This window comes from Streptomyces sp. NPDC002896, from assembly GCF_040295225.1.
GTDB lineage: Bacteria > Actinomycetota > Actinomycetes > Streptomycetales > Streptomycetaceae > Streptomyces.
In genome coordinates this window covers 1-23,719 of record NZ_JBEOVA010000027.1, presented here as the reverse complement: position 1 = coordinate 23,719, position 23,719 = coordinate 1, and the positions used below count along the sequence as shown (strand labels likewise).

Genomic DNA, 23,719 nt, shown 5'->3' with positions numbered 1-23,719 from the left:
ACCCGAGGTCGTCAAGAGATGTCACGAATCAATACCCCGAGGGCAGGATGTGTCGCGGGGCACTGGCCCGGGCCCACTACTCTGGAGCGGTGACTATTCGCCTGTACGACACCAGCGCCCGGCAGATTCGTGACTTCACCCCGCTCGTGCCGGGTTGTGTCTCGATCTACCTGTGTGGCGCGACCGTGCAGGCCGCCCCGCACATCGGGCACATCCGGTCCGGCCTAAACTTCGACATCCTGCGCCGCTGGTTCGCCTACCGCGGCTATGAGGTGACGTTCATCCGGAATGTCACCGACATCGACGACAAGATCATCCAGAAGGCCGCCGAACAGAACCGCCCCTGGTGGTCCATCGGATACGAGAACGAGCGCGCGTTCAACGACGGCTACACCGCGCTCGGCTGCCTGCCCCCCACGTACGAGCCCCGCGCCACCGGCCACGTCACGGAGATGGTCGAGATGATGCGCGGCCTCATCGAGCGCGGCCACGCCTACGAGTCCGAGGGCAACGTCTACTTCGACGTGAAGTCCTTCCCGGGCTACCTGGAGCTGTCGAACCAGGAACTCGAGAACCTCCAGCAGCCGGAGAGCGCGGGCGAGACCGGCAAGCGGGACGCGCGCGACTTCGCCCTGTGGAAGGCCGCCAAGCCCGGTGAACCGAGCTGGGAGACCCCGTGGGGCCGCGGCCGCCCCGGCTGGCACCTCGAGTGCTCCGCCATGGCCCACAAGTACCTGGGCACCGTCTTCGACATCCACGGCGGCGGCATCGACCTGATCTTCCCGCACCACGAGAACGAGATCGCGCAGGCCAAGGCGTTCGGCGACGAGTTCGCCAAGTACTGGGTGCACAACGCCTGGGTGACGATGAGCGGCGAGAAGATGTCGAAGTCGCTCGGCAACTCCGTGCTCGTCAGCGAGATGGTCAAGCGCTGGCGCCCCATCGTGCTCCGCTACTACCTGGGCACCCCGCACTACCGCTCGATGATCGAGTACAGCGAGGAGTCCCTGCGCGAGGCCGAGTCCGGGTTCGCGCGGATCGAGGGCTTCATGCAGCGGGTGGTGGAGAAGGCCGGAGGCCCGGTCGAGCCCGCCGCCGAGGTGCCGCCCGCCTTCGCACAGGCCATGGACGACGACCTCGGCGTCCCGCAGGCGCTCGCCGTCGTCCACACGACCGTCCGGCAGGGCAACAGCGCGCTGGCCGCAGACGACAAGGAAGGCGCGGTGGCCCGGCTCGCCGAGGTCCGCGCCATGCTCGGCGTCCTGGGCCTCGACCCGCTCGACCCCGAGTGGGCCGGCGAGAGCGACCGCAGCGAGGATCTGCACGGCGTCGTGGACACCCTCGTGAGCCTCGTGCTCCAGCAGCGCGAGGCCGCCCGGGCCCGCAAGGACTGGGCCACCGCGGACGCCATCCGCGACCAGCTCAACCAGTCGGGCCTGGTCATCGAGGACAGCCCGCAGGGCCCGCGCTGGTCGCTCGGTCCGCGCTGACCACCAGGGCGAATGTGACGTCCGGACGAACGGGCGGCACACTTCGTAGACGTACACGCTGCAGACGCTCACGGGCGTACGCACTCACGACATTCACCCGAACCAAGAGGCAGACAGGTAGATCATGGCCGCTCACAACCGTCGCATGTCCGGCAAGAAGGGCGCGCAGGTCGGCAGCGGTGGCCAGCGACGCCGCGGGCTCGAGGGCAAGGGCCCCACGCCGCCCGCCGAGATGCGCAAGGGGCACGCCAAGCAGCGCGCCGCGCAGGCGAAGTCCCGGCGCGCGTCCGGCCGCCAGCCGGCGCCGCGCGGCCGGGGCGGCAAGTCCTCGTCCGAACTCGTCGTCGGCCGCAACCCCGTCGTCGAGGCGCTGCGTGAGGGCGTGCCCGCCTCCACGCTGTACGTCCAGCAGTTCATCGACAACGACGAGCGGGTGCGCGAGGCGCTCCAGCTCGCGGCCGAGCGCGGCGGCATCAACCTCATGGAGGCCCCGCGCCCGGAGCTCGACCGCATGACGAACGGGCTCAACCACCAGGGCCTCGTCCTCCAGGTCCCGCCGTACGAGTACGCGCACCCCGAGGACCTCGCCAACGCCGCGTACGACGAGGGCGAGGACCCGCTGATCGTCGCCCTCGACGGCGTCACCGACCCGCGCAACCTCGGTGCCGTCGTGCGGTCCGTCTCCGCGTTCGGCGGCCACGGTGTCGTCGTACCCGAGCGGCGGGCAGCCGGAATGACCGCCGGCGCGTGGAAGACGTCCGCCGGCACCGCCGCGCGTACGCCGGTCGCGCGCGCGACGAATCTGACGCGGGCCCTGGAGGCGTACAAGAAGGCCGGCATCGTGGTCGTCGGTCTGGCCGCGGACGGCGAGGTCGAGGTCGGCGAGCTCGGGGCCCTCGAGGGCCCCGTCGTCATCGTCGTGGGCAGCGAGGGCAAGGGTCTTTCCCGGCTCGTCGGGGAGACCTGCGACTTCCGGGTGCGGATCCCCATGCCGGGCGGTGCCGAGTCGCTCAACGCCGGTGTCGCGGCGGGCGTGGTGCTGTACGAGGCGGCGCGGCGGCGCGGCTGAACCCCCGGGTACGGAGGGGGCTCGGTCCGTCGGGACCGAGTCCGGGTCCCTTCCGATGCGCCTGGCGATCTTGACGCGGTCCGGACAGATCGGGGCAGTCAAGGCAGTGTCCTAAGCACACGTCACTCGGTTAGATGAGTGTGGACACCAGAACACCCCGCACTCCCACGGGGGGCAGCTCGCCAGGGTTCGACGATGCTCCCGCGCTGAGCATGGTGAAAGTGCCGTGCGACCCCGCGCAGGTCATCGTCAACCACGCGAGCTTCCGCGTGCATTTCCCCACCACGCGGCCAACCCAGTCCCCGCGCATCGGACGCCACCTGAGCGCCCACGCCGAGCCCGGCCGCGTCCCCGGCGCACGCCGCGCCCCGCTCGTCTGGAGCGGGAAGTCCGAGCCCGGCGACGCCGCCGCCACCGGACTCCTCCAGGCCGTCCGCAACACCGGCGCGGGCACACTGCCCGACAGCGGCTACGGCACGGACGACGCCGGCGCCACCCAGGTCATCCCGCGCGTCGAGTTCGGTCAGGGAAGCCGCCGTTACAGCCGCAGCGGCGTCAACGACCAGGACACGTACAGCGGTTACGCCGGTTACGGCAGCTCCACGAGCTACGACACGGGATACGACACGGGATACGACGACACCGTCGAGACCCCTCTCCCCGCCGGGACCTCCCACCCCGGAACCGACACCGACGAGATCCGGCTGCTCTCGCAGCTGCGCGGCGCGGGCAGCGCCTACGAAGACCCCCTTTTCCCCAGCGGGGAGTTCGGCGCCGCGGGCGCCTACGGCACGGGCGCATACGGCACGTACGACTCCGAGGCATACGGCCCCTACGGCTCCGGTGTCTACGGCGACGTATACGACGAGGAGAGCGCGGGCGAGGGCGAGGGGCGCGCCGCCCGGCGACACGGCGCCACGCTGACATCAGCCGCCGCGGCAGGGGTGCGGCATGCGTACTACCCCGGCCGCCGGATGAACCTGGGCGTCGTACTGCTCCCGCTGCGGATCCTCCTCGGATTCGTCTCCGTCTACGCGGGCATGGAGAAGCTCTGCGACCCCGTCTACTTCGACCGCGCCGGCCACGGCTCCATGGCCGGTTGGCTCCACTCGCTGCACCCCTGGGGAGTCGCCGGGCTGCTGCACGACTTCGCGCTGCAGCACCCGGTGGGCGTCGGCCTGTGTGTGGCGTTCCTCCAGGTGATCGTGGGCGCGCTCACCCTCCTCGGCCTCTGGCAGCGGCTCGCCGCCGCCATCGGAGCGCTGCTGGCCGCCGGGCTCCTCATCGCCGTCAGCTGGAAGACCGCGCCCGTCTACGAGGCCGCCGACATCATCTACCTCGCCGCCTGGTCCCCGCTGGTCATCGCGGGCGCCCCCGTCTACTCGGTCGACGGGCGCCTCGCCTCGGAGGCCTGGCGCAGGCTCGGACCGCGCGCGGGCCTCTGGGAGCTGCGCCGCCGCGTACTGCGGCGCGGCGCCCTCATGGCGACCGTCGCGGCCGGACTCACGCTGCTCGTCGGCGCGCTGCTCGGCAGCGCGGTGCGGGACGCCGCGCGCGTCACCGTGCCCGGCCCCGGCGAGCCCCCGCGCAACGAACTGCCCGGCTCACCACTCCCGCAGAGCCCGGACCAGAAGCGCGGTACGGGCAGTAGGAGCCCGGCCGCCTCGGGATCGCCGACACAGGGTCAGGAGGCCGCGGCCGGACCGTCGCAGTCCGCCGACTCCGGCACGGCCCGCGAGACGGCGGGCAGCGGCGCCGGGCAGCCCAGCCAGACCCAGGGCACCGGACAGGCCCCGCCCCAGGGTGCGACGTCACCCCAGGCGCCTCCCGCCACCAGCTCCGGGCCCTCCTCCGGCGGCGGTGCCGCGGGCGGTGGCTCCGGCGGCACCGGCTCCGGTGGCAACGACAGCGGCGGCGGATCCGACGACGGAGGGTCGGACGGGTTCGTGGGCGGAATCCTCGGCTGAGGCGGAGTGGGGCGCCGGTGATCCGGCACCGGCGCCGGTGAATCCGCGTGCGGCGGCTGCCATCTGCCAACAGAATCGGGGCTCGGCACAGACGGTGTGCCGAGCCCCGAGTGCTTTTACGGGACCATCACCGCGTACAGGAAGGCGTTGACCAGAGCTCCGGTGACGCGGTGCCGTGCCGACCGGCGTCGCTTCTCAACGGCCCAGCGCCGCGAGCTCCTTCGCCGCTTCCGTCAGGTCCTTCGCCGTGTCGATGGCCCGCCAGTACGCGCCGTGCGGAATCGGGAATCCGGCCAGGCGCTTCTCGCGTGCCAGCCGCGGGAACGTGGTCCGCTCGTGGTCGCCGCGGGCCGGCAGCAGATCGCTGAACTCCGCCGAGAACACGTACACACCCGCGTTGATGAGATACGGCGACGGAGGGGCCTCGACGAAGTCCGTGATGTGCCCGAAGGTGTCCGTCTCGACGGCACCCCAGGGGATGCGCGGGCGCGCCAGTGCGAGCGTCGCCGCGGCGTCGCGCTCGGCGTGGAAGGCGGCCATGTCGCGCAGCGAGAAACGGGTCCAGATGTCGCCGTTCGTGGCGTACCACGGCTGGTCGGCGTGGGGCAGATGGGCGGCGGCGTACTTGAGGCCGCCGCCGCGGCCCAGCGGCTCCTTCTCCACCACCGTGGTGACCCGGAGCGGAAGATCCGCGGACTCCAGCCATTTCTGGAGTACTTCGGCCAGATGGCCACAGGAGACGACGGCGTCGGTGACGCCTTCCTCGGCGAGCCAGGTCAGTTGGTGGCCGATGATCGGCGTTCCCGTGCCGGGGATCTCGACCATGGGCTTGGGCCGGTCGTCGGTGTAGGGACGCAGCCGAGAGCCCTGGCCACCGGCCAGCACGACGGCTTGAGTGGGGCGGATCAGCCCGTTCGAATCACCTGTCATGTCCGAACTGTACGTGCTGTCCGCCCGCGCGTCCGACGGGCCTCGCGATCAGTGCGGGCGTTGCCGCTCAACCCTGCTGGGAGGCGACGCCCGACGCGAAGGACGTGTCGCAGACCGGGCGTGCGAACGACTGGGCGCGGGAGGCTCCGTAGTGCTGCACGGCGGCGCGGCCGAGGGCGCGGGCGATGGACACGCAGTGCCGGGCCAGGGACGGCCGTTCGTTGACCTCCTGCTGGAGGTGCGTGAGAACAACGCCCGGGTCCTTCTCCTGGAGTTCGAGCAGGAGCCGGTCGCGCAGTACGTCCTGCGGGGCGCGGGACCTGGCCGGCGTGGAGACGTCCTCGGCGGAGACGGTGAGCACGGAGTCCGAGGAGCCGCCGCCCGACCAGTTGACGCGGGTGACCGCGAGGGTCCCGGAGAGGACCAGGACGACGGGCAGAACGAGAGCGAGGGAACGGCCGATTCGGTGGGCGGTGCCACGCCGCGCCGACGGCTTAGAGGAGTGCGTCACGCGAGTGAGAGTAGCGGCCGGTAGTGATTTGGCGACATTTGGTCACTCTGTCGAGCTACCACATACCGGGTATTGCTCGGCGAGGGTTGACGTACGGGATCGAAATGCCCGTTGTGTGACCGACTTGTGTGACCGGTGAACGACGGGAGTCCCGCACCGGACGGTGCGGGACTCCCGTGTGCGTGATGGCGCGGATGCGCGTCAGTCGGTGAGGCGCTCGCCCGTCGAGGTCGAGAACACGTGGATCTCGCCCGGACGCGGCACGACGTGCAGCTGGGCGCCCTTCTCCGGCACCTGGCGGCTGTTGACGCGGATCACCAGGTCCTTCGACTCGTCGCCGACCTCGGCGGTGCCGTAGACGTAGCCGTCGGCGCCCGTCTCCTCGACGACGTTGACGGACACGGCCAGACCGGCCGGGGCGTCCTCGGAGTCCTTCGAGAGCGTCTTGGCGGCGGAGCCGTTCAGCTCGACCACGTCGAAGTGCTCGGGGCGGACGCCGACCGTGACGGTGCGGTCGCCCTTGTCGGCCGCGGCGGAGAGCGCCTCACGGCTGACCGGCACGACCGAGTTGCCGAACTTCACGCCGCCGTCGGTGATCGGCACCTCGACGAGGTTCATGGCGGGAGAGCCGATGAAGCCGGCGACGAAGAGGTTCGCCGGCTTGTCGTACATCTCGCGCGGCGAGGCGACCTGCTGAAGCAGACCGTCCTTCAGGACCGCCACGCGGTCGCCCATCGTCATGGCCTCGACCTGGTCGTGGGTGACGTAGACGGTGGTGATGCCGAGGCGGCGCTGCAGCGAGGCGATCTGCGTACGGGTCGAGACGCGGAGCTTGGCGTCGAGGTTCGACAGCGGCTCGTCCATGAGGAACACCTGCGGCTCACGCACGATCGCGCGGCCCATCGCGACACGCTGCCGCTGACCACCGGAGAGGGCCTTGGGCTTGCGGCCCAGGTACTCGGTCAGGTCGAGGATCTTGGCGGCCTCCTCGACCTTCTGCCGGATCTCCGCCTTGTTGACGCCGGCGATCTTGAGCGCGAAGCCCATGTTGTCGGCGACCGTCATGTGCGGGTAGAGCGCGTAGTTCTGGAACACCATGGCGATGTCCCGGTCCTTCGGCGGCAGGTGCGTGACGTCGCGGTCACCGATGCGGATGGCGCCGCCGTTGACGTCCTCGAGACCCGCGAGCATGCGCAGGGAGGTGGACTTGCCGCAACCGGACGGACCGACGAGGACGAGGAACTCGCCGTCCTCGATCTCGATGTCGAGTGCGTCTACGGCGGGCTTCTCGGAACCCGGGTAAATCCGGGTTGCCTTATCGAACGAGACAGTGGCCATGGTGATGGGCCCCCTTCACCGGCAGGAACGTGCCGGACGATCCGAGTAAAGAAGGTGATCCACTGCGGCGAGTGCCGCGGTGGTGTAGTCCACACGGGTGAACTGGATCGAGACGGTACCTGGGGTTCACCTGGTCTGTCAGTAGTCCGGCCTATGTGAACTTCGACGAAATTTTCGACGGGGCCGGTCCGTGAGCTGGGTACACTGCACGGGCACGCCTCCTTAGCTCAGCTGGCCAGAGCAACGCACTTGTAATGCGTAGGTCGTCGGTTCGAATCCGACAGGGGGCTCCACTGAGGCCCAGGTTACACAGTGTGTGACCTGGGCTTTTTGTTCAGCGGATGCGGCGGCGAAGTCGGGCGCGGGCCGCGCGGCTGTCGGTGGTCTCAGTTCTGGTCTCAGTCGAGAGTTCCGGCCGAGGGATGAAGGCGTCTCCCATGCGTCGCATGGCGTCCTTCGACAGGTGTGATCTTCCCTTCACGTACCGCCGGGTCTGGCTGATCTGGGTGTGCCGAAGGATTTCCATGATCGTGGGCATGTCTACGCCCAGCTCGTTGAGGATCGTGCCCGCGGTGTGGCGGCTCCCGTCGTACAGGCGTCGGTCGCCGATTCCGGCCTCTGCAAGCAGTTCCTTGAACTCTTCCCAGTCGGCGCGCGGGTCCAGCGGGCGCCCGTCCGGCCGCGAGAAGACGACGTGATGTTCTTGCCACAGCTCGCCGGCCGCGGCTCGCATGGCGTCCTGCTGGGCCTTGTGCTCGAGCAGGTGAGGAATGAATGCGGGCGGGATCGGGACGGCGTTCCGGCTCTTTTTGGTCTTGGGTCGAGTGAAGGTTAAGCCGCCGCCCTTGCGGTCCGGGCAGGCACTCGCGTGCTTGGTGCACCTCTTCGTGCAGGGCTTCGGGCATCCGCGCTTGTAGCCCTTGTGGACGGTGCAGTCCGGCGGGCACGGCTCGAAGCGGTGCAGTCGGGCACCGCAGGCATGGGGGTCCTTGCAGCCGTGGTGCCACGTGAGCCGCTGAAGCTGCCATTCAGGGTGGAACAGCTCCGCCTCGAAGTCCACGTACGACCATCGCAGGCCCAGCGTCTCGCCCTGCCGGAATCCCATGCCGACGCCGATGATCCAGCGCATGAAGGTGGGGCGCTTGGCCGCAGCTTCCAGGAACGCCCTGGCCTCTTCCTTGGTGAAGGGGTTCGCTTCGGTCTCGTCGACGCTCGGGGGGTCCACGAGCGTGGCGACGTTCTCACTGATGATGCGGCGGCGGTGGGCGATCTTCAGGGCTCGCGACAGGATGCGGTGGACCTTGACGACGTGGGAGGGGGCGTGGCCGGCGTCGAGCATCGCGCGGTACATGCGCTCCAAGTGCTCGGGCGCGAGCTTGTCCAGGCGGTGCTTGCCGACGCCCGGAATGATGTCGTTACGGGTCTTCGACCAGTAGTCGTCGAGAGAGCGGGGCCGGAGCTTCAGGCTCGCGATGTCGGTGAGATAGGTCTCCATCCACTGAGCGACGGTCGGTTTCCGACCCGCCTTGGGGGCGCGCCCCTTGTTGCGGAGCTGCTCCAGCTCGCGAACCTTGCGGCGCACTTCGGGTTCCGTCTTGGCGCGGCGGTGGCGGCGGTCGGGGCTGCCGTCGTCCTTGATGCCCATGGTGACGCGGCCGTGCCACCAACCGTCATTGCCGAGATAGATGCTCGACTCCATGTTGGCCTTGCGGGGACTCATCCGTTTCCTCCATGCGAGAGGCGGCCCCGGACGGATGTCCGGGGCCGCCTCGGTGGTTCTGGGTCAGTTCGATAGCGGGGCGAGGCTGGCCACGTAGTCTTCGAGGTCGGCTCGCCGGACGCGGCGGCAGCGGCCGAGCTTGATGTACTTCAGGGCGCCGGCGGCCATCAGCTCATAGACCGTGGAGCGTCCGATGGCGAGGGCTTCGGCGGCCTCCTCGGGCGTGTAGAGAAGCCGGTCGACGGGCGCAGCGGCGGCGGTGCTCATCTGGGATGCCTCCTCGGCGGGACTGTCCGTGCTTGACCTTCTGGGGAATCCGCAACATCCGCCACGCCGCAACATTGCTGGTCAGCGGCTTGAATCTGTGGCGGATGCCGGTTGTGTTGCGGATTAGGTGCCGCCACGCGAATGCGCGGCGGCACCTTCGGGTGCGGTTGGTCAGCCAGCGATCCGTAGTTGGCGTGTGTCGGTTTCCGCGAACATGTGGCGGCTCTCGGAAGGGCCTTCCGCCACAGATTCACCCTCGTTGACCTGCGATGTTGCGGATGTTGCGGATGTTGCGGACTTTTCGGGGGGTGGGGGGCAGTAGCGGGCCCAGGCGTCGCTCAGGTCCTCCGCGTAGTAGCCCTTGGGGGTGCCGCTGCCGACGCGGATGCCGCGGGGGCGGATTGGGGTGTTGTCGGGGCGTACGTACTGGCTCAGGAGCTTGGAGAGGCCCCGGGCGGTCAGCGCCTTGCCGTCGTCGGTCAGGTCGGCCCACGGGGCGTCGTCGAGTCCGAGGAGGACTTCGAGGATGGCGGCGGTGGGCATGCGGTCGGCTCCGCAGAACACGCGGTCGCGCAGGTCGGTCAAAAGGCGTACCCCGAAGGAGGCTACGTCGTCTTCCTGGGCGGACTTGATGAGGGCGACGCAGGCGGCCCGAGCGCGCTCGGGCCAGTGGCCACCCGCCGCGTCTGCGACCGCGAGGAGGGGCTCCCACACGTCGGCAGGCCGGTCGGAGACGCCCTCAGGCATCTCGGGCCACGCCTGTGCGATCTGGTCGTGGATCGTGGCGGTCCAGTCGGCAAGCCGGTCGCGCAAGGCGTGGCCCTGCTTCTCGTGAACGCGCCGGCGGTACGGTTCGACCTTCTCGTTCGGGGCGCGCTTGCGCATTCGGATGATGACCGAGCGGGTCAGGATCGTGTCGGGCAGTGAGCCGAGACCGGCCATGGCGACTGCGCAGAACGAGGAGAACCATTCCGCGTTCTGGTTGGAGCCGTCGCCGACGCAGCGCAGGGACTTGCCGCCGCGCCGGTAGCCGGAGTTCAGGAACCCACGGACCTCTTCGTTGCCTCCGGCCTTGGGGCCGAAAACGGTGTCGATCTCGTCGAAGAGGAGGGTGGGGGTTCCTCCGTCGGCCTCCACAAGCCGGAACAGGGCGTTCGCGGAGGCATTGACAGTGGTCGCCGCGCGAGGGGTGAGGGTTTCCACGATTTCCAGGGCGCGGGACTTGCCCGATCCCGGTTCCGGGGAGAGGAAGGCGAGGCGGGCGGTGCCGTCGAACGCGTCGATGAGGTGGGCGTGAGCGTCCCACAGGGCGACGGCGACATAGGCGGCTTCGGTGGGGAAGATGTTGAAACGTCGGTGGAACGCTTCGACCTCGTCGAGCAGGGCGGCCCCGTCGATGGACGGCGCGGGCGGGTTAGTGCTGGTCATGCGGCGTTCCTCCCTTCCTGGGGGGTGCGGAGCGGGCATACGTCGCGGTGGGCGGCGTGGTCGTCGATCAGCACGAGGACTTTGCGGTGACCGATGGCGCTGCGGTCACGGCCGCACGTGCACCACGACGTCGCGGTCGGGGTGGCGCCGCGGGGCGCGCTGATGTGCAGCCACGCCACGGGAACGCGCCCATCGCCACGGGGCGGGGCGCTCGGGGACTGGTCATTGGGAAGGGCTGAAAGGACGCCCTGACGGGCGACCTTCTCTCGGCCGCCCGCCCGAGCCGGTTCCTCCGCGCTGTCCGCGAGGCCGGGCCCGTCTGCCGTGTCGGGGAGGCTTTTCAGGCGGCGGGATGCGGTGGTCATGCGGCCTCCCGCGGGCGGGCGGTGCGGATCGACCAGTCCAGGGCGCTGCGGATCGTCGCTCGGCACTCGGAGGAGGTCAGGCCGGCCGCCTCACCGGCCGCCTGAAAAGCCTCCTCCACCACGTGCCGGGGGATCTCGCCCCAGGCCACGAAGCGCCCCAGCGACCGTGCGGCCTCCAATAGCCGCTGATTGCGGCCCCCTTCACCGGTCCCCGTCACCTGTGCGGCCTCTCGCTCCAGAGCCACGTGCGCGCGGCGGCTGACCGTGCCCGGGACGAGGAGCGGCGCGAGCCGCGCCGACCCGGACGCAGGGGCTGGAGCACGGAGCAGGGTGTGGAGCCAGTCGGGCAGCTCGGCAACTGGGCCGCCGACGTCGACGGCGTACGCGCCCTGCGGGGTGCGGGAGCCTGAGGCGACGATGTTGCCGCCCCAGGCCCGGGTGTCGATGTGGTCGGCGAGCGTTCCCTTGGTGCTGGGCAGGTGGTGGTGGGTGTGGAAGTACAGGTGGAGGCCGCCGCTGGGGGTCCGCACCGTGTAGGTGGCGGGCCAGGGGGCTCCGGCGCGCTCGCAGAGCGCTTGGAAGTTTGTCGCGCCGCAAGGCGCGTCCGAGCTGCCCTTTGTTGTTTCGGCCTTGGGGATGTCGAGGTCGACGACCAGAAGGCCGGCCGGGCCGGGGGCGATGCCGACGTTGAACGCGCCCGTCTGCCAGGTACGACGGATGCGCTCAGGGTCGCAGGTAGCCCGCTGTTCCCACTTCACGTGCCCACTCGCGCAGACGCCGCGATGGGTGCAGGAGCGTTCGCCGTGCAGTGCGGAGCCTTTGGCGCCGGGCCGAAGCGGGTGGACGGGCCAGCCGCGGGCGGCCGCATCGAGCGCCGCGCGCAAGAGCGCGGATCGTGCGTCATGCGTCATGCTGGAGACCTCCAACAGGTCTGTTGAGGACTGGAGACAAGGGCGGCCCCGCGACTTTGGCGAGACGAGGGGGCCGCCCTTGGCGCAGCTAGAACGGGGGCTCGTCGCCGGTCTTGACGGCGGCCGGGGCAGGCTTTCCGGTGTCCCACGGGTCATCCGTGCCGCTCGCGGAGCCTTGGGCGGGGCGCTTGGCGTCGATGGCGACGTTGACGAACCGCAGGGACGCGCCGATCTCGTCGACCTCCATCGCGAGCATCGAACGGTTCTCGCCCTGGTCGGTCTGCCAGTTGTGCTGCCGGATGCGGCCGAACGCGACCACGCGGGAGCCCTTGGCCAGCGACTCGGCGATGTGCTCCGCGAGCGAGCGCCAGGCGGCGCAGCGGAAGAACGTGGCGTTGCCGTCCTTCCACTGGTTGCTCTCGCGGTCGAAGACGCGCGGGGTGGCGGCGATGGTGAATTTGGCGAGCGCGGCACCGCCCTCGGTGAACTTGATCTCGGGGTCAGCGGTCAGGTTGCCGATCACGGTGATCGGGGTCTCTCCGAACGACATCAGGTGTGTCCCTCCTGGTGGTTGGGTCAGTACTGGTCAATGGCGGCGCAGAAGTCGCAGTCGCAGTCGTCGGTGTGCGGGCAGTCGCAGCCGCACGGGTGCAGGACACCGATGCAGTAGCACTGACACATGCCCTCGCCGCACGGCTCCTCTTCGGGCTCGTCATCAGGGCCGCTGTAGCTGAGGGGGCTCACAGCGCTGTGGGCGCGCTCCAGAACGGCAGCCAGGCGTGCGGCAAGGTCTCCGGCGTCGCGCAGGAGGTCTTGGGTTTCGGTGACGTGCATGACGGGCGTGCCGTGCACGGCGCTGAGGTGCCCGGCGGTGACGAGGCGTTCCAGCGCGTTGCCAGTCTGGGTGAAGGTCTGCGGGAGCCTCTGGGCGAGCGTCTTCAGGGCGCCGATGGCGTCGTACGCGTTGCCCGGATACGGGAGGGCCGGCGGTTGGTCGGGGCGGGGGAAGGTGAGGTGATTGAACGCCCGGATGGCTTCGGCGGCACCGCAAAGCGGCTGCACGGGATCCATAGGGTCGGCCTCCTGGTCAGTTGTGCAGGTGGGTGTGCGAGCGGGCGAACGCGCCCTTGGTGTGGGTGGTCACGTGGGTGTGTTTGGTGACCGGCCCGTTGTAGACGGGCTTGGAGATGCTGGACTTGGCGCGGGAGAAGGCGGCGCCGATGGAGAGCGCGGCGAACGCGATGCCGGAGAACAGGACGCCCATGCAGACGACGCCGGTGACGCTCATGGAGGCGAATCCCTTCAGGACGAGCCAGACGCCGCAGCCGACCCCGGTGGTGCCGGCGCCGATGCCGATGGAGGCGACCGCGGTTCCTGCGGCCCAGGCGGGCACGATGCGGCGGTCGTCCTGGTGGACGGGCGCGGCGTCCCCGACCACAGGATTCGGGGTCTCGTCGCGGAAGCTGGTGGGCATCTGCCGCACCGGTCGGGCTGGGCAGTAGACGTCGTCGATGATCCGTTTGGCTTCGGCGTTAGCTGCGGCGTCGCTCATCCGCGGCGACCAGGCCGCCGTCGACTGCTCGTACTCGGTCATGGTGGGACCTCCCGGCGGATGGGGTCAGGAGACGTTGTGGGCCGCGTCGATGAGCGCGCGGAGGACGGCGCGGACGGCGTTGGCGGCGCCGGTGTCGGCGGTGAAGAACCCGAACAGGAACACCGCGATGGCGGCGAACGGGCCGACGTAGCGGCTGCGCAGCAGGACGAAGGTCAGCACTCCGAAGAGGGCGACGGCGGACAGGGTCACGATCATGAACGGCCTCCCGGAGAAGGGCCGTGGGCGGCATCCGATGGTGCGGATGCCGCCCACGATGGTGACGGTGTGTGGTCGTAGTGGTTACCGGCTAGTGGCTACTGGCAAGCCGGAAAAGCCCTGCCAGGGGCCCTGAGTGGTGGCCAGTAGGAGGGCGTTCTACTGGCTAGTGGCAAGTTGGCAGTAGCCACTAGCCAGTAGCCGTCAGTGACGGACTCAGGCGTGATCGGGATGGACGTAAACCGAGTGCGGCCCGTTGTCCCGGTAGAGCAACTCCCCGCGCTCGGCAGCGGCCTTGAGCGCATCGCGCACGGCCTGCCGGCTGCGGCCGACCTTGTCCGCGACCGCGGACGGCTTCATGCCCGATGCTCCGGCTTCCTTGATCGCGGTGATCGCTTCGGGAAGCCACTCGGGCCCTGCCTCACGGCTGCCCTTGTCGCGCAGCGCGGACAGGTTCAGCCCACCCGATTCGGTCGGCGAAGTGTCGGGCTTGGTGGTCTGCGGATCCGGTGCGGTGCTGAACTGAGCGTCGATCTGCGCCCGGAACTGGCGCAGCATCTCCTTTTCCTCCGAGGGCTGGTCTGTCTCCTGGCCGCTCAGCGCGGACAGTTTCAGCACCGAGCCGGCTGATCCCGAGGTTTCAGTGTCCGTGCTGTCGTCGGCCGGGGTGAGGTCGCGCATCCACGCGGTCCGGTCGGTGTCCCAGCGGCGGGCGTAGGAGGGGCCTGCGGCCTTGGCGGAGATGTCGTCGAGCCGGGGGTGCCGGTCGGAGGTAGCGGCGATGATCTCCCGGATCTGATTGGGCAGGATCCGCCATGCCTTGAACAGCGCGGCCGGAGACTCCGGGGTCCCCATGAACCCCGATCCCTTGTAAGGGGCCTGCTCGACACGCAGGCCGCGGCGGCCGGGGAACATCTTGCCCAGATCCATGCCCTCGGTCTCACCGCCTGTGAGCGCGACGCGAACCTTTCCTTCTCGGCGGATCATCAGGTTGCCCAGCACGCTGCCGGTGGCACCGAGCGCGGTGAGCACGGTCCGGATGCCCATGGCGCGCAGCATCCGGATGACTTCCAGGATCTTCTTCGCGAGCTGCTTCATCTCCCGGTCGGTGCCGACCAGGATCTCCGCACCCTCATCGATCACCAGCAGGATCTGGGGGATCCGGGCGCTGATCGGCAGCAGATCGGTGTTCGCCTTGGCCAGCAGGTCCTGATACGCCTTCTTGCGGTGCAGACCGACGGCCAGCGCGGCATCCAGCATCAGCATGGCCTCCTCATACGAAGCGGCCAGCCAGTCGATGCCCGGCCTAACGGGCTTGCCGTCCTCCCGCTGGATCTCCCCGTTCAGGGCCGGAAGGACCCAGGGCAGGCCGGCGCTGCCGGCGTTGAGGTCGATCACCCAGGTCAGGGCGTCCTCGGCGCGGGCGAACCCGCCCAGGATTCCGTGCACCATGTTCGTCTTACCGGATCCCGTCGGGCCGACCACGAGAGCGCACTGCTCGCGCAGGTAGGCGGAGACGACTTCGCCGTTGGTGCGCACGCCCCACGGGATGCCGGTCAGCACCGACAGGGGCCCGTAGTCGCTCGGGTAGGGGCAGTCCTCTTTGAGAACGTTGACTGTGGTCACGTCGAGGATGGCCCGGCCCTGGTGGATGCCGGGGCTGGCGGTTGCGGTGCAGCCGTGCGGCAGCTTGGCATCCGCGGACAGCTGCACGGAGTACTGGGCGATGCGGTCGTAGGTGATCCCGCCCTGCGGTTCGAGATCCAGGGAGTACCCCGCGCCGGTCTCCCACTTCTCCACAGCGAGCACCCGCACGGTGATGTTGCAGATCCGCTGGATCCGCTCCACCCACTCCGCGGCGATGGCCCGGCGCTCCGCGGAGAGCTCCCGAGCGATCTGCCGCTGCTCGGCAGCGATGGCCTCCTCCTCGCGGGCCTCCTCGTACAGGGCGGCGGAGCGGGCGGCGGCGCCGATGCCGACGCCGATGGTGGCGAGCGAGCCGAGGGCGGCCCAGGTGAGGGGCCCGTGGGTCATGGCCCAGGTGGTCCACCCGGCGCCGACGAGCCAGGAGGCGGCGCGGGTGGCCAGGGTGCGGCCGGCGTTGCGTACCCGCAGGCCGACGACGGTGTGGCCGAGGGCGCCGGCCGCGCCGACGGCGAGGGCCCAGCCGGGGGGCATGGCGGTTGCGGCGCCGGTGGTGGCGACGGCGAAGGCTCCGGTGGTGGCGGACAGGGCGCCGGTCACAGGTCCGTGACCAGCGGCCCAGTCCAGCACCGGGCCACTGCTGTTGTTGGCGGTGGCAGTGCTCATCTCAGACGTTCCAGCCCTTCTCGGCCTCCGGGCCGTTGCGGGGGTCCTCATGGCGGGCGATGTCCTGCTCATGGACCTGCCGGAACAGCGGGCCCATGTCCTCCGCGACCGCGACGGCGCTCATCAGGGCGCCGAAGATGTCGTTGAACGCATCCGCGATCTGCTTCTCCAGCGGGAACTCGCTGTCGGAGCGCTCGGCGAGGATCTTCATCACGTTCGCCACGCTGGTCAGCGCAGCGGGGAGCCCCTCGACCATGGCCAGGATCTCCATGGCGCTCTCGGGCTCGTATTGGTTGGCCGCCTGCTCCATCTCCGCGGCGGCCTCTTCGAACTGGAATCCGGACACGTGCTCTCCTTCACTCACCTCGGATGTGGTGCTGGTGGGGATCTCGACGGCGGGCCGCGCGACGCTTTCGCCCAGCCCGTCTGTTCCGTCCTTGGCGGCCTCCGCATCGGCCGCGGCTTCCTGCTCGCGCAGGTTCTTGCGGGTGGCTTCGTCCCGCTCCGCGCGCTGCTCGGCAGCCGTGCGGACCAGACGCCGGTACAGGCGACGGCCGGGATTCATCAGCCACGGAAGGTTGAGCTTCCGCCCGATCGGAGTGGTGATGAGCCCGAACAGGCCGACGGGCAGGGCGAGCAGGGCGGCAAGCAGGCGGCGGCGGTGGAAGCGGGCCGCGGACCTGCGCAGCGCCTGCCGCGCGGCCTTGCGCGCCGGGGCCTTGCGAACTACGGCACGCTGCGCGGCGACCGTGCCGCCGGTCTTGGCGTCGCGCTTGGCGCGGTTCTTGGCGATCGCCGCATCCCGCACGGCACGGGCCTTGCGGGCGGCACCGCCCAGCAGGCGACCGCCGCCATTCCCGCGCTTGCCCAACGGGCCGTTGCCAGCTGAGGCTTTGGCGTTGCGGCGAGCGTCGGCGACCGCGCGGCGGGCCGCGGTGGTCTGCGCCCGCTTGCCGGCACGCGACCCTGCCGCGGCCTGCTGAGCCGACCGCAGGGCCTTTATCTGCCCAACCCGTCCAGCGGCCTTCCCCGGGCCACCAGCCGTGCTGTGACCTGCCTTCTTACCGGTCTTTCCGCTGGTGGCTGTGCTGCCGTGGCGGGCGGCCGGGCCGGTGCCGCGGCGGTGCTGGCCCGGCACGCTGCCTGACCGGCCACCGGAGCGACCAGCGCGGGAGGCAGCCGCACGGCCACCGCTGCTCCGGCCGCCGCTTGCTCCCGTCCCACCCTGGCGCAGGCCCGCGCTGCCGGCAGCACTGCGGCCGGCAGCGCGCGCTGCGGTCCGTCGGGCTTCACGACGGGTGTTGGTCTTGCGGGAGCGGGTGGCGGCGACCGTGCCGAGGACGACGGCGCCGGTTGCGGCGACCATGGCGGCGATCGGGCCACCGGCCAGGGATGCGGCGGCGACCATGCCGACCGTGCTGTTCGCCCCGGTCAGGGCGAGGGGGACGACCGGCCAGCCGCCCGGCGTGTGCTCTACCTCCTTCGCGGCCTTCGCCGCGGTGGTCTCGGTCGCGGCGGGCGGGGGCGGTGTGGTCGGGGCAGCCTCAACGGCTACCGGCTCAGTGCTGAGTTCCGTCATGCTGTGAGCACTCCTCTGTGGAGTAGGGCCCGGCCGAGGCTGTAGGAGGCGGTTGGCCGGGCCTGCCAACAGGGCTTATGCGGCGCGCTGTTCTTCGAGGTAGGCGCAGGTGGCGCACATGCCGAGCGAGGGCGGGATGACGTAGCCGGCATCCCGCCGGCACTCCGGGCACCTGCGCCGCGCGGCGTTGGCCTTGGCCAGGGCCGCCCATTTGGCGGGCGTCATGGGCCGTACGGGCTTGGCTGCGTCGATGCGGTAGAGGTAGGCGACCAGCGGGCCGCGGCGGCGCCGCGGACGCTCGATCTGCGCGGCTACGTCCTGCCCGCCGGGCCGCAGGTCCATCGCTCGGAGTTGGCGGACTGTTGCCAGCCCCTCCGGGGCGAGCTGCCATCGGTAGACGGGGATGTCGTAGCGGGCGCCGGACGGGCCGGAGCACTTGCCGGAAGCTGGGGGCCTCAGTCCCCGCTCCCAGCGACAACCGTCAAGCGCGGTGCCTCTTCGGCCTCCGCGGCGAGCCGGGCATAGACCGTCTGGACGTAGGACGGGGAACGGGTGGACATCCGCGCAGCCGCACGGATGGACGCCCCGTCCACCCAGCACTCGCGGATGACGTCTAGCGCCTGCTCAGTGGACAGCCGCTCCGGCTCCTGCTCGCCCTCCGAGCCCGAGGCGGACGCCGGGGGCACAGTCAGCGTGTACGCCTGCTGTGCACCGCAGATGACCAGCGGCGATGCCGCCGGACGCTGCCGCTCCACAAGGGCGGGAGCGGGGACAGCGGGCGAGGCGGACGCCGAGCGAACGGTCGGGGTGTCCACCGCGCGGTTCGGGGTGTCCACCTGGGCACGCAGGACGGCGATCCGTTCCAGGATCGCGCGCCGGTAGAAGGTGATCGCCTCGGCGAGAACGATCAACAGGACAGGCGGAATCGAGTGCAGGACCAGCCCCGCCGGGTCCACCTGCCGCGGCACCCCGAACGGGGAACCGGCCGGCCACAGGGAGCTCCAGCAGTTCATCAGCCAGGTGCCCAGACCGGCGAACCAGCGCAGCCCCGTGGCCCACCCCGAGGGGTGCACACCGTGCTCCGACAGGCGCCCGTCCACGATGAGCACCGCGCCCAGGGCGACGGCCACCATGGGATCCAGCAGCCAGGCGATCCACACGGAGATGTGGTGATCGATGGCGAACAGCGTCACGTTCGTCGCGGTGAACGCCAGCGCCACCACCGCGACCGTGACAAGCACCTTCGTCAGGCCCGATTGAAGCGACTGCAACGCTTCGATCTGCGCCACAGGCCGCTGCTCGAAACGGCTCATGCGTCATCACCGCCCGGACGTTCACGCCGCGCCCGGTGCAGAGCCATGAGATGGAAGCAGCCGGCCGCCACGAGCAGGTTCCACAGGAACCGAGCCCACGGCGGGAGCGGCAGCAGCCACGAGACCACGCACAGGCTGACCAGCAGCGCGCCACCATGGCGCAGCCACCAGGCCGTCAGGAACGAGTCGCGGCTCATGCGCCCACCCCCGATACCGTCGCGGTGGTCTGGTTGGTCAGCTCACGGCGGACATTGAGCACCTTGCGACGAGCCCGCCGCAGCCGGCGCGCACCCAACTCGGTCGCCGGCCGGTCCAGCAGCGAGATCTGAACGTCCAGCAGCTCGACTTCCGCCATGATGAGCGGCGACTCCCGCTCGATGGCGTCCAGCTCCGCATCCGACGGACCCTCGCCGGCCGGATCGGTGGTAACGGGCTTCTGAGCAGGAACGATGAGCTTCATGGGTCGTCTCTCCCTAGCAGTAGGTACGGCCCAACAGCGCCCCCGGAGTAGCCGCTCCGGGGGCGCCCGCCGTACGGGGACAGGGCCTCTCGCACCTGCACGAGCGGCCACGGCCGCCCGGCACCCACGCCGCGTACGAAGCGGGTGTCGGGGACCGTGAGCACTGGTGCTCACGCGGGGCTCGATCGCCCCGCGAAAGGTTCTGCGCAGTCAGATCACGCAATGCCAGTCACCGCCCCACAGGGCGGATCCGGGCAGGTCACCCGGCCCGACATGGGCGGTCGGGGTGGTGACCCGCACCCATCGACCACCCGTGTTCAGGTGGCTGGGTCGGCACTCTGTTGAGTTCGTGGCAGCGCTTCCTCCGGTCCTTGCCTTCCGGGCGCTGTTTGAGCAGGTCAAGAGCAGGTCTCGCAAGCGATTCGCCCTCTCGGACTGAGCCGCCAGAACTCTGCCTCAGAGTGCACTGTGAGGCAGAGTGCGTCAAGTCCCCTCACGGAACAAGCAGCGTGGGGCGCTGGTTCTACCTCTGCGACTTGGGCACTATGAGGCAGAGACCGTGACGAGACTTGGGGTGCAGATGGTCGAGTGGACCGGCAGGTTTGCCTATAAGCAGGTGGCCGATGACCTGCGGCGACGGATCGCGGATGGCGAGTTCGCCGAGACCGGACAGCTCCCCTCGCTGGCGCAGCTCCAGAAGACGTACGACGTCACGGTGACCGTGGCTCGCGCCGCCATCCGTCAGTTGACGACGGACCGCCTGGCGGTGAGCCACCAGGGCAAGGGCGCCTTCCTGACGCCCGATGCCGGCCGCGCCGCGCAACTCGCCGATCCGGTCGGGACCGTGGCCGAGCTGCGCAAGGAAGTCGAGAAACTGCGGAGCGAGGTCGGAGAGCTGCGTCAACGCGTCGCGACCCTGGAAGGGAACTGAGCTTCCAGCAAGCCGGGGTGGGGCCTCGATGGCCGCGCCGTGGGGCATGTGCACCTCCCTCGTTCGGTGTGCCACAAGTTCACCGCCACGGCGCGAAAACCGGTATCACGTCCCGCTACCTGAGAAAATCTTGGCGGTTTTATACATCCGCTTACACATGCGCTATCACGAATTTCCATAGCCCTAGTCGAGTCGCTACACTCGCGGCTCGACTAGCTATCTAGGAGGGGCAGATGGCTCGGAAGCACCCAGATTGGAAGCCCGATCTCCTGCGAATGCATCGCGAGGAAATAGGGCTCACCCTGGAAGACACAGGGGAGAAGCTCCGCGAAATCGCGGACCGTCATGGCTTCAATATTGCCGCAAACTTTCAAACGATCTGGGGCCACGAGAAGGGGACGGTTTATCCCGGTCCGCATTATCGCCGGGCGTATTGCCGCCTCTATCGTTGCAATGAGGCCCAACTCGGCTTCCGTCGCGCCCTGCCCGGAGAGGATGCCCCTGTGGAATCCGTGCCGGCCACCACTTCCGCTGAGCGAAAGCTCCCCGATCAACCGGACGCAGTACGCCAAGCGCTCAGCAGTATCAGCGAAGGCACCGACGACGTGGACAGCGAAGCTCTGCGCAATCGCGTGATTGACGCGTGGCGCCGCCACACCGCAGGGGGAAGCGTTGATGGCCCAACCGTGATCCTGGTCGGGGGGTACGCAGGGTCGGGGAAGTCGGAGTTCGCTAAGTTCCTCGGAGGGCTCACTGGCTGGCCAATCCTCGACAAAGACTCGTTGACCCGTCCGCTGGTGGACCAACTCTTGGTCGCATTGGGTGGGGAGGCGCACGATCGGAGTTCAGAGCTTTACCGAGAAAAGGTCCGACCGCTCGAATATCGGTGCCTCATGGAAGCCGCATGGGACAATGTAGACTGCGGAATTTCCACGATCCTCGACGCTCCCTTCATCTCCGAATTCTCCCAAGCTGAATGGATGCAGCGCTTCCAGAACCGTTGCCGATCCAAGCGCGTTTCCGTCGCGACCATATGGGTAGAGTGCGACCCGGAGTCGATGCGTGAGTACATCGAATTCCGGGGAGCGGCGCGCGACGCCTGGAAGATGGAAGCGTGGGAGGATTACGTCTCGGGGCTCGATCTGAAGATGCGGCCGCAGGGTCCGCACTTCGTCGTCGACAACCGGCTTGGCGCCGCTGTGGCCTTGGTCGACGAAGCCCGTGACGTGCTGAGTGGAGGCGGACTATGAGCCCTTCCGGCGTCATCCTCTACGGCCCTCCGGGGTCCGGAAAGGACACGGTCACAGCAGAACTTTGTCGCCTGCGGCCGGAGTTCGCGCTATTCGAGAGGCTCAAGGCGGGCCCCGGGCGCACCACGGGGTACCGGCTCACAACGGCCCAGCACATCGAGGAACTGGCGCAGGCCGGAGAGGTTCTGTACCGCAACAGCCGGTACGACGCCGAGTACGCCGTCGACCGCGGCGAGGTCTCCGCGCTCGTCGACGCCGGGCGCATCCCGGTCCTCCACATGGGCCAGGTCGCAGGGGCTCGCGCCGTCGCAGCCTCCCCCATCAACTGGGTACGGGTTCTGCTTTGGTGCCCCGAGGAAGTGACGCGTCAGCGTTGCAAGGGACGCGGCGACAAGGACCTGGACGCCCGGCTCAAGGTCTGGCACGAGACCCGGCAGGACCTCTTGGACCACGCGGAAGAACCGTGGTCGCTTGTCATCCGAAGCGACCAGGTCAGCGCGGCTCAAGCCGCGCAGGCCATTGATGAGGCCCGGTTGGCCGGCGTGCTCGCCGAAGTACGCGATATCCGAGGACTGGTCGCGTGACCGTCGTCGGCATCCTGCACCCAGGCAGTATGGGCGCCGCCGTGGCAGCGCAGGTCAGCCGCAGCGGCGCCGAGGTTCTGTGGTGCCCGACCGGCCGTAGCGCCGCGACCAAGAAACGCGCCCTGCGCTACGGGCTCACCGCGGTGAACGACCTTGGGGAGCTGACGGAGCGAGCCGAGATCATCCTCAGCATCTGCCCCCCGGCGCACGCCGAGGAAGTGGCGGCCGAGGTCGCGGCTCATCCGTTCACCGGTATCTACGTGGACGGCAACGCCATCTCTCCAGCCAGCATGGCGCGCGTCTACGCGATCCTGACCCGAACCGGAGCGACCGTTGTTGACGGCTCGGTCATCGGCTCGCCTCCGTCTGCCTCCAAGAACACTCGCCTGTACCTCTCCGGGTCCTCGGAGGGGCTGACGCCCGTGGCGTCGCTCTTCGCGGGTTCGGCGGTGCACACTCACCTGCTGCCAGGGGACATCGGGCGTGCCTCCGCACTGAAGCTGTCGTTCAGCAGCTATCAGAAGGCGAGCCGCGTCCTGGCCGCGGTCGCGTACGCCCTCGCCAGTGACTACGGAGTACATGAGGAGCTACTCGACATAGCCCAGGACCGCACCACCAGCTACCTCGCTGAGACGGGGTACATCCCGAAGGTGGCAGCGCGGTCATGGCGCTGGGGCCCCGAGATGAAAGAGGTGGCGTACGCCCTCGAAGAGGCCGGTCTTCCTTCTAACCTGGCCGACGCGGCGGCTGCGGTCATGAGCCGGTGGGACAGCCTCAAGGATTCGTCCCTGGACATTCCCCAGGTACTCAATCACCTGCACGCCGCGCAGGACGGCGAGCCCTCCTAGCTAGCCGTCAGCGCTCGGTCAGCGTGGCGCTGGTGAAGTCCTCTTGCCGGATCCCTTGAGGGGGTGAAAAGTAGATCTTATATGGGCCCGGGCAACGTCGGCCTCAGATCTCGCCGGTCTTAGGCCGCAACGTCCCTGAGGACTTAGTCCGCAGGGACGAAGAACAACATCGCCATGCCCGCAGATGGGGACATCATGGCCAGAACCGCCCGGCGTCAAGTCTTCCGGTTTATCGGCGCATCCTGCTTGGCTGCAACGCTCGCCTTGCCAACGAGTGCAACGAGCGCTGTGGCAATGCCCCGAGCCCCTGTTGAGGCTGCGATCGCAGCCCATAACCCGGAAGCCCCGGACCCGCCGGACCAACCTGATCCTCCGGACCCGCCGGACCCGGACCCGCCGCAGGACCCGGATCCGCAGGACCCGGATCCGCAGGATCCGCCGCACGACCCGGATCCGCAGGACCCGGATCCGCAGGACCCGGATCCGCAGGATCCGCCGCACGACCCGGATCCGCAGGACCCGGACCCGCCGCAGGACCCGGATCCGCAGGACCCGGATCCGCAGGACCCGGATCCGCAGGATCCGCCGCACGACCCGGATCCGCAGGACCCGGATCCGCAGGACCCGGATCCGCAGGA

General features: G+C 69.5%; 26 protein-coding genes and 1 tRNA gene. 9 read left to right on the top strand and 18 right to left on the bottom strand.

The genetic code is table 11. The annotated features are described in order from the left end of the window. Window positions 1-89 precede the first annotated feature (89 nt). The 3 genes from cysS (at window position 90) to ABT009_RS35440 (ending at window position 4,526) form a co-directional block, all read left to right on the top strand. Window positions 90-1,490, top strand: a complete 1,401-nt coding sequence (gene cysS, locus ABT009_RS35450; RefSeq protein ID WP_351304642.1) for a cysteine--tRNA ligase — start codon at window positions 90-92, stop codon at window positions 1,488-1,490. A 124-nt stretch (window positions 1,491-1,614) separates the two neighbouring features. Beyond that, complete coding sequence (rlmB, locus tag ABT009_RS35445) at window positions 1,615-2,559, top strand: 23S rRNA (guanosine(2251)-2'-O)-methyltransferase RlmB (protein WP_351304639.1); 945 nt, start codon at window positions 1,615-1,617, stop codon at window positions 2,557-2,559. Between the two features lie 212 nt (window positions 2,560-2,771). Further along, complete coding sequence (locus ABT009_RS35440) at window positions 2,772-4,526, top strand: DoxX family protein (protein ID WP_502990025.1); 1,755 nt, start codon at window positions 2,772-2,774, stop codon at window positions 4,524-4,526. 195 nt (window positions 4,527-4,721) lie between these two features. Here ABT009_RS35440 and ABT009_RS35435 read toward each other — a convergent pair whose 3' ends face one another. From ABT009_RS35435 to ABT009_RS35425, 3 genes are all read right to left on the bottom strand, one after another. Then, window positions 4,722-5,456 (bottom strand): nucleotidyltransferase family protein, encoded by a 735-nt coding sequence (locus tag ABT009_RS35435; RefSeq protein ID WP_351304633.1) that lies wholly within the window; start codon window positions 5,454-5,456, stop codon window positions 4,722-4,724. A gap of 67 nt (window positions 5,457-5,523) precedes the next feature. Beyond that, on the bottom strand, window positions 5,524-5,967 hold the full coding sequence (locus ABT009_RS35430) for a hypothetical protein (RefSeq protein WP_351304631.1): 444 nt from the start codon (window positions 5,965-5,967) through the stop codon (window positions 5,524-5,526). 201 nt (window positions 5,968-6,168) lie between these two features. Then, window positions 6,169-7,305: an ABC transporter ATP-binding protein gene (locus ABT009_RS35425; protein WP_351304628.1), complete on the bottom strand. Its 1,137-nt coding sequence runs from the start codon at window positions 7,303-7,305 to the stop codon at window positions 6,169-6,171. 216 nt (window positions 7,306-7,521) lie between these two features. Here ABT009_RS35425 and ABT009_RS35420 point away from each other — a divergent pair. Further along, window positions 7,522-7,598 (top strand) — tRNA-Thr (locus ABT009_RS35420). A 41-nt stretch (window positions 7,599-7,639) separates the two neighbouring features. On the opposite strand, the gene ABT009_RS35415 is transcribed toward ABT009_RS35420, so the two are convergent. The 15 genes from ABT009_RS35415 to ABT009_RS35345 all read right to left on the bottom strand — a co-directional run bounded on the left by ABT009_RS35415 (window position 7,640) and on the right by ABT009_RS35345 (window position 19,468). Further along, window positions 7,640-9,025: a tyrosine-type recombinase/integrase gene (locus tag ABT009_RS35415; protein ID WP_351304625.1), complete on the bottom strand. Its 1,386-nt coding sequence runs from the start codon at window positions 9,023-9,025 to the stop codon at window positions 7,640-7,642. 63 nt (window positions 9,026-9,088) lie between these two features. After that, window positions 9,089-9,292 (bottom strand): helix-turn-helix domain-containing protein, encoded by a 204-nt coding sequence (locus ABT009_RS35410; protein WP_351304622.1) that lies wholly within the window; start codon window positions 9,290-9,292, stop codon window positions 9,089-9,091. A 171-nt stretch (window positions 9,293-9,463) separates the two neighbouring features. Continuing rightward, window positions 9,464-10,720, bottom strand: a complete 1,257-nt coding sequence (locus ABT009_RS35405) for a DUF3631 domain-containing protein (protein WP_351304620.1) — start codon at window positions 10,718-10,720, stop codon at window positions 9,464-9,466. Next, window positions 10,717-11,085 (bottom strand): hypothetical protein, encoded by a 369-nt coding sequence (locus ABT009_RS35400; protein WP_351304617.1) that lies wholly within the window; start codon window positions 11,083-11,085, stop codon window positions 10,717-10,719. Before ABT009_RS35400 ends, ABT009_RS35405 begins: the two co-directional genes overlap by 4 nt. Next, entirely contained in the window at window positions 11,082-11,996 is a 915-nt protein-coding gene (locus tag ABT009_RS35395) for a bifunctional DNA primase/polymerase (protein ID WP_351304614.1), read from the bottom strand. Before ABT009_RS35395 ends, ABT009_RS35400 begins: the two co-directional genes overlap by 4 nt. An 88-nt stretch (window positions 11,997-12,084) precedes the next feature. Further along, on the bottom strand, window positions 12,085-12,546 hold the full coding sequence (ssb, locus tag ABT009_RS35390; protein ID WP_351304612.1) for a single-stranded DNA-binding protein: 462 nt from the start codon (window positions 12,544-12,546) through the stop codon (window positions 12,085-12,087). 26 nt (window positions 12,547-12,572) lie between these two features. Next, window positions 12,573-13,067, bottom strand: coding sequence for a hypothetical protein (locus ABT009_RS35385; RefSeq protein WP_351304609.1), 495 nt, complete (start codon window positions 13,065-13,067; stop codon window positions 12,573-12,575). A 16-nt stretch (window positions 13,068-13,083) separates the two neighbouring features. Next, window positions 13,084-13,590, bottom strand: a complete 507-nt coding sequence (locus ABT009_RS35380) for a hypothetical protein (RefSeq protein ID WP_351304606.1) — start codon at window positions 13,588-13,590, stop codon at window positions 13,084-13,086. A gap of 24 nt (window positions 13,591-13,614) precedes the next feature. Beyond that, window positions 13,615-13,806 (bottom strand): hypothetical protein, encoded by a 192-nt coding sequence (locus ABT009_RS35375; protein ID WP_351304605.1) that lies wholly within the window; start codon window positions 13,804-13,806, stop codon window positions 13,615-13,617. A 216-nt stretch (window positions 13,807-14,022) separates the two neighbouring features. Beyond that, on the bottom strand, window positions 14,023-16,116 hold the full coding sequence (locus ABT009_RS35370; protein ID WP_351304603.1) for a hypothetical protein: 2,094 nt from the start codon (window positions 16,114-16,116) through the stop codon (window positions 14,023-14,025). A gap of 1 nt (window position 16,117) precedes the next feature. Continuing rightward, entirely contained in the window at window positions 16,118-17,695 is a 1,578-nt protein-coding gene (locus tag ABT009_RS35365; RefSeq protein ID WP_351304600.1) for a hypothetical protein, read from the bottom strand. Window positions 17,696-17,770: 75 nt separating this feature from the next. Next, on the bottom strand, window positions 17,771-18,100 hold the full coding sequence (locus ABT009_RS35360) for an RRQRL motif-containing zinc-binding protein (protein ID WP_351304885.1): 330 nt from the start codon (window positions 18,098-18,100) through the stop codon (window positions 17,771-17,773). A 50-nt stretch (window positions 18,101-18,150) separates the two neighbouring features. Continuing rightward, entirely contained in the window at window positions 18,151-19,008 is an 858-nt protein-coding gene (locus ABT009_RS35355) for a hypothetical protein (RefSeq protein ID WP_351304597.1), read from the bottom strand. Beyond that, complete coding sequence (locus tag ABT009_RS35350) at window positions 19,005-19,205, bottom strand: hypothetical protein (protein ID WP_351304594.1); 201 nt, start codon at window positions 19,203-19,205, stop codon at window positions 19,005-19,007. Before ABT009_RS35350 ends, ABT009_RS35355 begins: the two co-directional genes overlap by 4 nt. Beyond that, window positions 19,202-19,468 carry a DUF6284 family protein gene (locus tag ABT009_RS35345; protein WP_351304591.1) on the bottom strand — a complete coding sequence of 89 codons (267 nt, stop codon included), beginning with the start codon at window positions 19,466-19,468 and terminating at the stop codon, window positions 19,202-19,204. The genes ABT009_RS35350 and ABT009_RS35345 overlap by 4 nt, the downstream gene beginning before the upstream one ends. 580 nt (window positions 19,469-20,048) lie before the next feature. On the opposite strand from ABT009_RS35345, the gene ABT009_RS35340 reads away from it, so the two are divergent. From ABT009_RS35340 to ABT009_RS35320, 5 genes are all read left to right on the top strand, one after another. Then, entirely contained in the window at window positions 20,049-20,399 is a 351-nt protein-coding gene (locus ABT009_RS35340) for a GntR family transcriptional regulator (RefSeq protein ID WP_351304588.1), read from the top strand. A 233-nt stretch (window positions 20,400-20,632) separates the two neighbouring features. Further along, window positions 20,633-21,649 carry a P-loop nucleotide/nucleoside kinase family protein gene (locus ABT009_RS35335; protein ID WP_351304585.1) on the top strand — a complete coding sequence of 339 codons (1,017 nt, stop codon included), beginning with the start codon at window positions 20,633-20,635 and terminating at the stop codon, window positions 21,647-21,649. Further along, entirely contained in the window at window positions 21,646-22,233 is a 588-nt protein-coding gene (locus ABT009_RS35330; protein WP_351304582.1) for an AAA family ATPase, read from the top strand. Before ABT009_RS35335 ends, ABT009_RS35330 begins: the two co-directional genes overlap by 4 nt. Continuing rightward, window positions 22,230-23,081, top strand: a complete 852-nt coding sequence (locus ABT009_RS35325) for an NAD(P)-dependent oxidoreductase (protein ID WP_351304580.1) — start codon at window positions 22,230-22,232, stop codon at window positions 23,079-23,081. The genes ABT009_RS35330 and ABT009_RS35325 overlap by 4 nt, the downstream gene beginning before the upstream one ends. Before the next feature lie 294 nt (window positions 23,082-23,375). After that, window positions 23,376-23,719: hypothetical protein (locus tag ABT009_RS35320; protein ID WP_502990024.1), on the top strand; the 344-nt coding region annotated here is incomplete at its 3' end.